At 43.4% G+C, this 12,963-nt stretch carries 10 protein-coding genes; 5 read left to right on the top strand and 5 right to left on the bottom strand.

The window, feature by feature from the left end:
• Positions 1 to 42 precede the first annotated feature (42 nt).
• Together AC4OGX_RS16660 and AC4OGX_RS16655 are read right to left on the bottom strand one after the other, a co-directional pair.
• The gene (locus AC4OGX_RS16660) at positions 43 to 897 is read right to left on the bottom strand and encodes a helix-turn-helix domain-containing protein (RefSeq protein WP_493331779.1); all 855 of its coding nucleotides are present in this window, start codon (positions 895 to 897) and stop codon (positions 43 to 45) included.
• Between the two features lie 142 nt (positions 898 to 1,039).
• The gene (locus AC4OGX_RS16655; protein ID WP_493331778.1) at positions 1,040 to 2,098 is read right to left on the bottom strand and encodes a hypothetical protein; all 1,059 of its coding nucleotides are present in this window, start codon (positions 2,096 to 2,098) and stop codon (positions 1,040 to 1,042) included.
• Between the two features lie 762 nt (positions 2,099 to 2,860).
• Between AC4OGX_RS16655 and AC4OGX_RS16650 the strand changes: the two genes are divergently transcribed.
• Positions 2,861 to 4,234 (top strand): MATE family efflux transporter, encoded by a 1,374-nt coding sequence (locus tag AC4OGX_RS16650; protein ID WP_493331777.1) that lies wholly within the window; start codon positions 2,861 to 2,863, stop codon positions 4,232 to 4,234.
• A gap of 94 nt (positions 4,235 to 4,328) precedes the next feature.
• Here AC4OGX_RS16650 and AC4OGX_RS16645 read toward each other — a convergent pair whose 3' ends face one another.
• On the bottom strand, positions 4,329 to 4,790 hold the full coding sequence (locus AC4OGX_RS16645; protein WP_493331776.1) for a helix-turn-helix domain-containing protein: 462 nt from the start codon (positions 4,788 to 4,790) through the stop codon (positions 4,329 to 4,331).
• A 231-nt stretch (positions 4,791 to 5,021) separates the two neighbouring features.
• On the opposite strand from AC4OGX_RS16645, the gene AC4OGX_RS16640 reads away from it, so the two are divergent.
• The 3 genes from AC4OGX_RS16640 (at position 5,022) to trxA (ending at position 9,081) form a co-directional block, all read left to right on the top strand.
• Positions 5,022 to 7,112, top strand: a complete 2,091-nt coding sequence (locus AC4OGX_RS16640; RefSeq protein WP_493331775.1) for a penicillin-binding transpeptidase domain-containing protein — start codon at positions 5,022 to 5,024, stop codon at positions 7,110 to 7,112.
• Positions 7,113 to 7,785: 673 nt separating this feature from the next.
• Positions 7,786 to 8,442 carry a Crp/Fnr family transcriptional regulator gene (locus tag AC4OGX_RS16635; protein ID WP_493331774.1) on the top strand — a complete coding sequence of 219 codons (657 nt, stop codon included), beginning with the start codon at positions 7,786 to 7,788 and terminating at the stop codon, positions 8,440 to 8,442.
• A 327-nt stretch (positions 8,443 to 8,769) separates the two neighbouring features.
• On the top strand, positions 8,770 to 9,081 hold the full coding sequence (trxA, locus tag AC4OGX_RS16630) for a thioredoxin (protein WP_493331773.1): 312 nt from the start codon (positions 8,770 to 8,772) through the stop codon (positions 9,079 to 9,081).
• 80 nt (positions 9,082 to 9,161) lie between these two features.
• On the opposite strand, the gene AC4OGX_RS16625 is transcribed toward trxA, so the two are convergent.
• Together AC4OGX_RS16625 and AC4OGX_RS16620 are read right to left on the bottom strand one after the other, a co-directional pair.
• Positions 9,162 to 9,767: a GyrI-like domain-containing protein gene (locus tag AC4OGX_RS16625; protein ID WP_493331771.1), complete on the bottom strand. Its 606-nt coding sequence runs from the start codon at positions 9,765 to 9,767 to the stop codon at positions 9,162 to 9,164.
• Between the two features lie 52 nt (positions 9,768 to 9,819).
• Entirely contained in the window at positions 9,820 to 10,722 is a 903-nt protein-coding gene (locus tag AC4OGX_RS16620; RefSeq protein WP_493331769.1) for a helix-turn-helix transcriptional regulator, read from the bottom strand.
• Between the two features lie 226 nt (positions 10,723 to 10,948).
• Between AC4OGX_RS16620 and AC4OGX_RS16615 the strand changes: the two genes are divergently transcribed.
• Positions 10,949 to 12,862: a BglG family transcription antiterminator gene (locus tag AC4OGX_RS16615; protein ID WP_493331768.1), complete on the top strand. Its 1,914-nt coding sequence runs from the start codon at positions 10,949 to 10,951 to the stop codon at positions 12,860 to 12,862.
• The last annotated feature ends 101 nt before the right edge of the window (positions 12,863 to 12,963 follow it).

Below are 12,963 nucleotides of genomic sequence, written 5' to 3'. Positions count from 1 at the left end.
TGAGCGCCTCTTCTGATGCTTTTTTAGGTTTGATAGATCAACTTATGAATTCCCGGCTGCCCTGTATTTACTTGGGGCAGTTCCGAAGTGTTTTTTAAAAAGCTTGCTGAAATGGTAGGCATCTTCGTAGCCGACCATGGATGCAATGGTCTGGATGCTTAAGTCAGGGGAGGCCTCCATGAGCTCACGGGCTTTTTCCATGCGCAGCTCGATCAGGTAGTTGATAGGGGTGTCTCCGGTCTCGGCTTTGAAGATCTTGGAAATATAAAATGTACTTAGGTACATGTTCTTGGCGATCTGGTCGAGAGAGATCTTTTCGTGGTAGTGTTCGTTAAAATATCGGATCATCTGCTTCACCACGTATTTTCGGTTCGGTGATTCGAAGATACAGCCATCGGATTCTTCTTTTGTTTCCTGCTGATCGCGCAGCAAAAGGAGGATGAGCTGGATCAGGTAGGATTTCAGCATGAAGTAACGCCCGGGCCTGCAGGTGTGGAATTCCTTCCCCATAAAGGAGCACAGCCGGAAGATTTCCTGGCGCATACCGTCCTTCATGGATACGACAACGTTTCCATTTGGAAGAGGCAGGGTGTTAGGCGGCAGATCCCGGATGTGGATATCGGTAAAGCCTATGTAATATTCCGTTGTACAGTAATCAGGGCAGGTCACCAAACTTTTGTGGTAAGTTCCTGGATTAAGGATCACGAGATCCCCGGCCTTTAAGGGATACTCTTTTCCATCTATATAATAGGTACCATATCCTTTGGTGATCACAGAAATCTCCAGATGCTCGTGACAATGATAGTTCTCCTCTGTCTCTGTACGTTTCAGATTACAGATAAATAAAAAAGCAGGGTTCAAGTCATCATAGGTAAGATCATATTCTTGTCTGCGCATAGGGTCACCTCCGGAAAATGTAAATAACGATTCGAGATCTCTTAAGTAAAAAAGAGAAAATCAATCGTTTTATCGCGTGTATAAGAGATTATACTCCCTTAGAGGTGGAGAATTCAATGAATATCTGTGATTATTGGATTATTTATTTTGTATATTGATCATAATACATTTCGGCTTCTCTGCCGGTTAATCCAAACCTCTTCATCAGCTTCGTGAGAATCTGTTCTCTTGATTTCCCGTCCTCTATGTTATCTTGTATCAAGGTAGAAATTCCGCCTGTTAGTACACCTTTGCGCATCCCATCTTCAACGCCATCTTCAAATGCCTCTTTTCTTACTTCCTGCCGTACCTCTTCTTTTACTTCCTTCTTTACCTCTTCCTTTATCTCCTTTCGTACCTCTTCCTTTACTTCCTTCTTTACCTCTTTCCGTACCTCTTCCACCACAGAGTCTCGCAGCTCTTCTTTTGCTATCTCCTTCATCTCTTCCCGCATCATAGCCAGCGTCTTTTCCTCGTCATATTCCGTCAGTAATGAACACATCACTTCATCCCTCCTTGATTTCAAAAATTCTGCCAGTCTATCCTCTTGTACACAATCCTCAATAGCCTTGTGGATAGCAGCTTTTAACTCCATTTGTTTCAGATATGTCTTAACCTGTCCCACAAAAAATGCATAATCCGCGAGTGTCCTGCATTTCTCCATCAGTTCCCGGTTCATTCCGTATTTAATATTAATCACTTTGACCTTTAGCTCCATCCCTGACTGCTCATTTCCATACACGAAAGCATCGGACAGCTTCATTTCCTCGAAGTCCCCCATCTTGCGCTCTCCATTGTAAAATACGATATAAATTGGAGTGGGAAGAGGGATCAGCTTTGGCCCATAGATATTCTTTTCTCTCGTTAGATCCTTATAAAGCTCCGCAAAATAGATCAGTCCGCGAAGTGGCATGTTGGGATTCCATGAGCTCTGGTGCTCATAAAGATTTAGACGCCCGTCAATCAGCATGGAGACATCATTCTTCATACGCATATACAAGACATCATCCCAGGTCATAATTTCCAGTTCCTCCGGATTACCATACTTCGTTCCATTGAGAGCATTATACAGCTCCAGCAGATGCTCCTTCTTTGAAAACAGCATCCGAAATACCTTGTCCTTGTACAGTCTGTTTGGTTCCAATGTTTCATTTGTGTTCATAAAATTCCTCCTGAATTATAATGATTCAGAAAGCAGTCCTATGAACTCTGAAACTTAACCTTTTCTGGTTCTTACTTCTATGGAATCTTTGGGGATAGTTTAAGAATATTATAGAACATAACCTTTTTGATGGCAAGTCTGCCGTGCCCAGAATCCTAATGCCAGATGTGATACTCAGAACAATCATAAAACAGTCCAAATAAAACTGCTTTCTGTAGATATAAATATATTTTTACATAGATCTTTTGAGATAGCAAATGAAAATTTTATAAACTTCTCGCTTTGGGTAAAGGCCATATGGGAAGGGAGGAGGAAAGCTTCCGCCATGCAAGCTCGATTGCGCGCAGGAGCGCTGCATCTCGCTTCGGCTAAACGCCGTATGGTAAGAAAGCTATAAGGGGTGCTTAGTGAGCAAGCTCCCACGCACTTCTTATGTCTCTTACCGCATGGAAGGGAGGAGGAAAACTTCCGCCATGCAAGCTCGATTGCGCGCAGGAGCGCTCCATCTCGCTTCGGCTAAACGCCGTATGGTAAGAAAGCTATAAGGGGTGCTTAGTGAGCAAGCTCCCACGCACCCCTTATATCTTTCTTACCGCATGGCTGGATAGTGTACAAAATATGACATCTAATGTACAACATATTACATTCTGATTTTGAATGAAAGGATTATAATAGAACATGTTTGCTGGAAGTGGGGCTATATATGGATGCATAGATCTCATAGTGCGGCAGACAAATTTTATAAGCAGGAGGTAACAAGACATGACGAAGAAGATGACAGAAGGCAGTCCGGCGAAATTGATTGTAATGTTTACGATTCCCTTATTGATCGGGAATATTTTTCAGCAGTTATATAGCATGGTTGATACTTTGATCGTAGGAAGGACATTGGGGGTGCACGCGCTGGCGGCGGTTGGATGCACTGGGAGTATCAGTTTTTTGATCCTTGGATTTGCAATGGGAGTGAGTGCCGGGCTGGCGATTATCACGGCACAGAGGTTTGGCGCTAAAGATGAAGCAGGACTTAGGAGGAGTGTGGCAGCAGGGGCATGGATCAGCCTTGGAGTTACGGCGGTTCTGACCATCCTTTCTGTACCGCTGGCAAGGAAGATCCTGGAGCTGATGCGGACTCCGCCGGAGATTATTGATTCTGCATATGATTATATTGTAGTGATATTCTGGGGAATAATAGCGAGTATGCTGTTCAACTTCCTGTCCAATATCATCAGGGCATTAGGAGACAGCAGGACACCGCTTTTGTTCTTGATCATAGCCTGTATTTTAAATATCGGGCTTGATTTTGGTCTGATCCTGGGAGCTAAAATGGGAGTGGCAGGGGCCGCGTGGGCCACGATCATCGCACAGATGGCATCTGCCTTGATGTGTTTATGGTATATTAAGAAGAAACTGCCGATCCTGCATCTGAAAAAGGAAGACTGGAAGGTGACCGGCTGGGATATCAGCCAGCATTTTAAAGTTGCTTTGCCGATGGGGTTCCAGATGTCGATTATTGCAATCGGAGCTGTCGTACTGCAGTTTGTGCTGAACGGACTGGGATCTGTCGCGGTTGCTGCCTTCTCGGCGGCACAGAGGATCGACCAGATCGCAGCACAGCCGATGAATTCTTTCGGTACGACGATGGCAACGTATGGGGCACAGAATTATGGCGCAGGCAGGATCGACCGGATCAAGAAGGGGGTTTTCCAGTGCAGTTTGATTTCCGTCGGATTTAGTATCGTGATGGGACTGGTCAATATTTTTGCAGGGTATCAGCTGGCCGGCCTGTTTGTAGGCAGCGGCGAAACCGGAGTTTTAAGCATGGCCCAGACCTATCTGCAGATCAACGGGGCACTGTACTTTGTGCTGGCGTTGTTATTTATCTTCCGATTTACACTGCAGGGACTCGGAAAAGGATTCATGCCAACCGTGGCGGGGATCATGGAGCTGGTTATGAGGACTTTTGCGGCAATTTTTCTTACGTCCAGTATTGGATTCGCCGGTGCCTGTTGGGCAAGCCCGCTTGCATGGATCGGGGCATGTATCCCGCTTGCGGCAGCTTACTTTGCAACGATGCATAAGCTGTCAAAGAAAAATGCACAAACACAGGTGGAGTATCAGGAGCAGACGGCTTCATAAAATAATTGAACGGGGACAGATGGATATCTATTTATGGGGGAGCTTGTTTGAAGCTCCCCCAGTCTAGTATATTGACACAATCATCTTTGAATGCTTATACTTTTATCCCTCTTCCCATCACATAAACACCAACCAGCATTTCGCCGATGGATACCCCAAAAAGAATTCCCGAAAAGAAGTCTTTTAAATCGGAACCGCCAAGTGTATGTGAGACAGCCAGCAAGGCAATCCCCATTACGACCAGTATAATTCCGTACAGTATATTTTTTTGCTTTTCTAATTCCTGAGTCCTCCGCAGCAGATCCATAATTTGTTCGCTATCATATGTACGGACACTTTTTTTGTCATCATCTTCACCATCCATTAATTCTGCAACTGTAATTTCTAGGGTCTCGCACAGGTTTTTAACAATTGCATAGTCCGGCATACATTTTCCGGTTTCCCATTTGGAAATAGTCTTGTTAGATACACCGAGTATTTCTGCCAGTTGCTCCTGTGTCAGATTTTTTGATTTTCTTTTTCTCGATATGAATCTGCCCGTCGTTAATTGATCCATTTTACTTACCTCCAATTGGTTTATAGCGGTATTATATCCTTTTATTTGCCGGAACCACACCCATTATCGGGAGAATATTGGGGGAATTCAACCGAATTTTATCATATTTCCGGATTTTTCATTTCACAGAAGGTATAAACAGGAATTTATCATGTATGATCGGGGATTGACATATATAGCTTACATATGTAATATTAAAGATATAATCGTGCAGAAAGGCAGGGGAGTTATTTGGCTGACAGGAAAGAAGTTCAGAGGAAGCGGCGCCACAGGAAACGCGGGAGTCAGAAGAAATGGATCGTCCCGGTAAGCATTGTGGTTGTGGCAGTCATCGCGGCAGCAGGTTGTTTTGCTGTGTGGAAGGGATTCGGAGTCAAGGTAGCGCCGGAGGATACGGTAAAGGAATACTTTTCTCTTGTGAAGGAAGGAAAGTATGAAGACATGTATGGCATGCTGAGTGCAGAATCTCAAAAAAAGATTTCCAGGGAGGACTTTATCACCCGTAACCAGAATATTTATGAGGGGATCGAAGCGACGGATATTAAGGTGAAGCTGAAAGGGGAGGCGGAGTATAAGGACGGTAAGAAGGAGGCCTATGTCTCTTATTTGACGGACATGAATACTTCTGCGGATGAGATTTCCTTCGAGAATAAGATGAAGATGGTCAAGGAAGAGAAAGCATATCGGATCGACTGGGACTCTACTCTGATCTTTCCAGCCTTAAAGGACGAGTACAAAGTTCAGATCAGTACAGATCCGGCTGTGCGCGGTTCGATCCTGGATCGGAACGGACAGCTCCTTGCAGGGCAGGGGACCGTATCAGAGGTCGGAATCGTTCCTGGAAAACTGGGGGATAACAAGGAGGAATCTGTGAAGAAGATCGCAGATATCCTGGGAATCACAGCAGATGATATTAACGGAAAATTAGGTGCGTCTTATGTTCAGGATGATTCATTTGTCCCGGTTAAGGAAATTGCAAAGGATAACACTACAGTGGAGGAGCAGCTTCTTAAGATCCCCGGCATCATGATCAATGATAAGGAAGAGCGTGTGTATCCCCTGGGGGCAGCTGCAGGGCATCTGACAGGTTATGTCCAGTCTGTGACGGCGGAGGATCTGGAAAAGCTGAAAGGAAAAGGCTACAGTGAAACCAGCGTGATCGGAAAAGCCGGACTGGAGAGGGCACTGGAGGATGAGATCAGGGCGGTTGACGGCCACAGCATCGATATCGTGGATGCAGCCGGGGTGAAGATCGAGAATCTGGCGTTCAAACCGGCACAAAATGGCAGGGATATCAAGGTGACCATTGATTCCAAGATGCAGAGGACTGCGTATGAACAGTTTTCCTCTGATCCGGGAACTGCCGTCGCTATGAATCCGAAGACCGGGGAGGTGCTGACCCTCGTCAGTACACCGGGATATGACCCGAATGAATTTATCCTGGGAATGTCGGATAAGCGCTGGAATGAACTGAACGATGATAAGAATAAGCCGCTGACGAACCGTTGGTACACGACCTGGGTTCCCGGTTCTACCTTTAAAGCGGTTACTGCGGCGATCGGCGTGGACAGCGGAAAAATAAAGCCAGATGAAAACATGGGCTATGTGGGCTTAAAATGGCAGAAGGATGCAGGCTGGGGCGATTACTTTGTCACGACTCTTACCGATTATGGCCAGGAAGTGAATCTGGAGAATGCACTTGTCTATTCAGATAATATTTATTTTGCCAGAGCATCCCTGGAAATCGGAGAAGAGATCGAGAAGAAGTATTTTAAGGCGATGGGATTCAACGAGGATATTCCGTTTGAGATGGGGATCGTGAGCTCCACATATGACGATGATGATCACATTGACTCGGACATCCAGCTTGCCGATACCGGATACGGACAGGGCCAGCTTCTTGTCAATCCGATCCACATGCTTTCTATGTATACGATGTTTGTAAATGACGGTAATATGATACAGCCTACTATTCTTTACCAGGATAATCCCCAGGGAAAGGTCTGGAAGGAAAACGTGGTTTCTGCCGAGACGGCGGAAATCGTGAGGAATGATCTGGTCCAGGTGATCGAGAATCCATCCGGAACAGGGGCCAAAGCAAAGATTGACGGCCTTATGATGCTGGGAAAGACCGGAACGGCTGAGATCAAGGAAAGCCAGGACGATACCACAGGTGTGGAGCGCGGATGGTTTGTATGTGAGACCGTTGGGGATGTTGAAAAACCTGTAGTTGCTGCGGGAATGGTCGAGGATGTGAAAGACAAAGGCGGGAGCAATTATGTGACAGAGAAGGTGCGCGAGATCGTGGCGGCTTATGAATAGTATAATAGTATAGGTTGTCAAGGGGGAGGGGATACCTCCTCCTTTTTGACAGCAGTCCTGGACGTTACTTTACATTATGTGACTAGGAAGAATCTGGAGGTGATAAATTATGGCAGGCACTTTAGGAATAAGATTAAAAATCGAGTAAGGCATTTTATCAAAATTTTTAAAGGATTATTTGTATAGTTTTAAAATGGGAATTATGTGATATTATATAAAAGTGTGTATTATGGAAAGGATGAATTGAGCAGACAAAATACATGTGCTGGAATCATTACTAAGAACAACCGTAATCAGGGTGGCTGACCTCCTTATCCTACATAGATAAGAGGTGGTGCATATGGATAAAAAGCCGTTTGACTTTAAGGATCTGATGCAATTTGGCAAGTTCCTTATTGCACTGCTGACTTTTATTTATTTAATCTGTAATTAGCACATAGAAAAACCACCCACTACTCTTGACCAGTTCTGGGTGGATTTTCTTAACTAAGAGAAGTCAACTATTACGGTTGTTCTTCTTTATTTTCAGTATAACACGGAAGAAAAAAATGCAAACATATTTTTTAGTTTTGTAGTTTACTGGTTACAATCCTTGGCGAGGTATTTCACGAGCCTAGTATTTGTGGTATAATGCTTTTGTACATGTTGAAGAATTGACACAGGTGAGGTTTAAATGAGAAAATTATTAGAGCAAACCCTTCCTTTCTGGAAGGATCTGACGAAAGCGGAACAGGATGCACTGGCAGAGAGAGTGACGGAAGGTTCCTATAAAAAGGGAACGATGGTTCATTACGGCGGCAGGGAATGTGCAGGGGTACAGATCATCAAAGAAGGCCAGGCGCGGGTCTTTATCACATCACCGGGCGGCGGGGAGATTACGCTGTTTCGCCTGGTGGAGGGAGATGTGAGCATCTTGAGTGCTGCCTGTATGATGAAAGGGCTGGACATAGAACTGGACATGGAGCTTGAGGCGGATTCCGTGATCTGCACGATTCCAAAGGCATTATATAAGGATATCAGTGATCAGAATACAAAAGTGAAGGATTATACTCTGGAGATGATTTCCGAGAAGTTTTCGGATATTATGTGGCTGTTTAATCAGTATGTATTCTCGAATGTGGCCTCCAGACTGGCAGATACAGTTTTGGAGCACAGGGCGCTGGCCGGAGAAGATACATTTCCGATCACACATGATGCGCTGGCTCGTGACATCGGTTCCGCAAGGGAAGTGGTGACCAGGCTTTTGAAGCAGTTCCAGATGGATGGGCTGGTGAAGCTGACCCGTGGACATATTGAGGTATTGGATGCAGGGAAACTGGGTAAAGTATAAAAGAAGACAGATCTGTTTACCAAAAGTCCGGGGACTAGTATAAGCCACACTAAATAACCTTTTGTTTCACTTGGCTAAATTTTCATCTGCTGCGTTGTCGTCAATCAGCGTAGCCACCGCTACGCCTCATTCCTCCGCCTTGCAGGCTGAAAATTTATCCTGCGTGAAACATTAAGGTATTTAGTATAGCTTATACTAGGAACGAATAGATGTAAGATATGGGCTTGGTTTGTGATTTTGTCACAGAAGGATAAAAATATTCTGATATACTGTAAACATACCAGTTAAAACAATTATGAAATTCATATATCAAAGGAGGAAATAAAGATGTCAGTATTAAAGCTTACAACAGAAAATTTTGAGCAGGAAGTATTAAAGTCAGATAAACCGGTTTTGGTTGATTTCTATGCAGATTGGTGCGGACCATGCAAGATGATGGCTCCTGTTATAGATGAGATCGCAGAGGAAAAGGCGGATGTGAAGGTCGGCAAGCTGAATATCGATGAGCAGATGGAGATTGCACGTCAGTACCGCGTAATGAGCATTCCGACTTTTATCGTGTTTAAGAACGGAGAAGCGGTCGGCAGAGATATGGGTGCAAAGCCGAAGAGTGATATTCTTGCCCTGTTTGATAAGTAGGAAAAGAAGGATTGGAAGATATGACAGCCGGCGGGCTTTCTGGAAAGAGAAAGTGCCGGCTGTTTTTGGGTGATGGAATTTTATTTTAACAGATACCGAAGAATGGTCTTGAGCTTACTTTTTTCAGTCCGGTTCGCATTATTCAGGTAGATCTCCCGATGACAGCCTTCAAAACGCTCTAACCCCTGTGCCTGCAAAAACTGATCCATCTTCTCAAATGAGGCAGGTTCGTCATCAAAGGACCCTGCATGCAGGATCTGAACACTGTTCCCATCGGTCATCGCATCAAAGCGGATATCTTCATAGAGCGGATTCGGCTTTTTAATCCGTATCTTTTCTAATGCTTTCTCCACCATTTCTTTTGTAATAAAATCCGGCTGGCGGATCATGATCGTGTATTCTAAGTTTTCTTTTACCAGTTCCGTACCTTCGGCTAACCTCCAGATCCCCTCCAGTGGGTAAACGGTAAAGTCAGATATCACACTTGATGTGGGCGCTGATTTATATCCCATTTTGACAGCATAAGCCAGCGAATATAAGGCACCTACCTTGTCTGAAAATGCGGGATCATTTGGGTTGCCCCTGCCGCTTATCATAATGAATTTCTGTGATGGAACATCCAGTATGACTGGTTTTGTTTTTACTCCGTATAATTCCTTTTCCTGCTTTTTCCATTCGTGTTTCATTTGAACACCTCCTATAAGCCCCATTATACGCTGCATAACATGACATCCAGTGTCAGGTTCTGTATTTTTTCTGCATTTCTTTTAACTTATGTTCGATGCGTTCTCTGATCATCTGGGGCTCTATCACTTCTACATGATCGGCAAAAGAGAAGAGATAGCTGTATAGAATGTCATTGTCAGGCAGATCCGTCTGTACATATAGATTTCCCTGTTCATCTTCTGTTACGTGATCCGAAAATTCATCATACACTCGAAATGCGGCATGTGGATCGAACTTTAATGTCACACGTATGGTTTTCCCGGCTCGGATCTGCTTTTTGATCGTGGGGGGAATCGGATGCGGCTGAAAAGTATCCGGGAGGATTTCCAGTGATTTGATCCTGGTCAGTTTAAAATAGCGATCATCCTTTCTCAAAAGACAATAGCCATATAAATACCAGGCCTTGCTTTTAAATACCAGCTTGTACGGCTGAACACTGCGTGTAGTCATTTTTCCGTCGCTGCCAAAATATTTGATCGATATGACGTTCCTGCTAAAGATCGCGCTTTTGATGGAATGAAAGATATTCTGCTCCGGATTATTCTGGACCCAGTCCGAAAAATCAACTTCGATCCAGCCGGTAGATTTCATTTGAAACAAAGCACCAAGCTTGGTCAGCAGTTCATCAGAATGTCTGCTGCTGTCTGCCGCGGCAATACCCTGTAAGGCGGCCAGTATCTGTTCCTTTTCGGTGTCTGAAAACAGAGATTTATCCAGTGTATAATCCTCAACAAGAAAGATACCCCCATGTTTCCCCTGAGTGGCATAGATGGGAATGCCTGCACTGCTGAGCACATCAATATCACGGTAAATCGTCCGGATGGAGACCTCGAATTTTTCAGAAAGCTCCGGGGCCGTAGTTTTTCCTTTTTCTAAAAGATAGTAGACGATTTTAAATAACCGGCTTTCGTTCATTTTTTTCCCCCCTTTTGGATATTATAGCATTTAAAACTTGACATCAGTATGACAGGTTAACAGAAAAGAGAGAAAAAAATCTTTTTTGCCAGTTTCAAAAAGAAATATTTTACCGTAATAATAGGGAAGAAACTGCCGTGGAACATATAAGAAAATTTTGTTAATATAATAATGAAAAATAATCAGATCATAGGGGTTGTCTGAATACAGGAAAGGTACTGATGATATGAATCGCAGATTATGGGAGATTGTAAAAATACTTTCAGAGGGAGAGTATAGAACATCTGTCTGTCTCGGAAAAAAGCTGGGAGTGAGTGAAAAGACGGTCCGAAAGAGAATCGGTGAACTTAACAAAGAAATTGTAAGTCACGGGGCTTCGGTGATATCAAGGCCCCGGTATGGTTACAGTCTTCAAGTAAGCGACCGAACAGCCTGGGATTGTTTTATGAAAACAGAAGGGATGCAGGATGATGTCATTCCGGAAGATTCAGAGGAGCGGGTTGATTACCTGCTTGCTATGTTTTTGAATCGTGATGTATATCAGAAACTAGAGGATATTAGTGAATTTTTGTATGTCTCGCCAAAAACATTGTCGAATGAAATGAAAAAGGTAGAGTATATACTGACGAAATTTTCACTTTGTCTTGAACGACGTCCGCATTATGGGATACGTATTGCCGGATTGGAATTTAACAAGAGACAGTGCATTCTTCAGCATTTTTTTATCAGGGTAAGACCTTTTGGGGAAATACACGGAGAACAGCAAAAGATGTTGATGAAGATTGCAGACAGACTGAAAGAATTTTCCGCGGAACAAAGGGTCAGATTTTCAGAAATTGCTTTCCAGGATACAGCATTGTATATATATGTGAGTATTACAAGGATGAAAAGAGGTCTGTATATTACGGACATTCAGAGAAGCAGTAATGACAGACGGGAGGAAGAAAGTCTGGCAGAGCGGATTTTCTCTATGTTTGAGAGCGAACTCAAAGATGGGATTACATATGCGGAAATACAATATGCAGGTATTTATATTGCAGGGAAACGTTATATAGGAAACGAGACAGGAGCAGGGAGTAATTTTGTGATGTCTGATAAAACCAATATTCTTGTCACTAAGATACTTGATTCAATTTATGAGACTTACCATGTAGAACTGAGAGATAACCTGAACCTTCGTATCATGCTTAGCCAGCATATGATTCCTATGGGGATTCGACTGAAATATGGAATTGCAATTGAGGACTGGCATGCAGATGAAATACGGGACAAATATGTCTTTTCTTATACAATGGCGCAGCAGGCGGCACGAGTGATAGCAGAAGATTGTGGAAAAGGTGTCTCAGAAAATGAGACAGCCTGTCTTGCCGTATATTTTGAACTGGCGTTGGAAGAGGAAAAATCGAAAGAAAAGAAGAAGAAAAATATCCTTCTCGTCTGCGTCAGTGGGAAAGCAAGTTCAAGAATGCTGATTTATCGTTTGAAAAAGGAGTTTGCGGATTATATAGAGTCGCTCCATGTGTGCGGCATGTATGATTTTGATGATTATGATCTGATGGGGATCGATTTTATTTTTTCAACAGTACCGATCTATAAAAAAGTTCCAGTGCCTGTCATGGAAATACATGATTTTCTCGAGGCGGGGGAGATCATGGATGCCAGACGTCTTTTGGAAGTCGGTGAGTTTGATTTTCTTGATAAATATTATAAGAAGAAATACTTCTACACGGATATTGCTTCCGACAGTAAGGAGGCGGTGATCCATGAAATATGTACTAGAATACAAAGCGATGCAGAGCTGCCGGATGGATTTGAAGAGTCTGTTTTAAGAAGAGAGTCATTTGGTCCTACAGATTTTGGGAATCTTACCGCGATACCTCACCCATGCAGGATCATGACGAAAGAGACGATTGTTGCTGTAGCAATATTGACAAAAGAAATATTGTGGTCTACCCAGAAAGTCAGAGTGGTCATTCTGACATCCTTATCAGAAGAAGATTCAGAAGATGTTCATAAGTTTTATGATGTGACATCAGCGTTTCTTATGAACCGGAATGCGGTTAATAACCTGATCAATACACCTGTATTTGAAAAGTTTCAACAGCTTCTCAGACATACTGACAAGAGCAAAAAGGGATAAATATTTACCGTTATATAGCGGTAAATAAATGGGTGGAAAGACATTGAAAATGAGGATAAGATAGTACCATCAGATATTGATATATCAATTATAGAAATAAG

This window comes from Faecalicatena sp. (assembly GCF_058819085.1).
The sequence above is the reverse complement of the archived record's forward strand: the minus strand, read 5'-3'. Positions and strand labels throughout refer to the sequence as shown.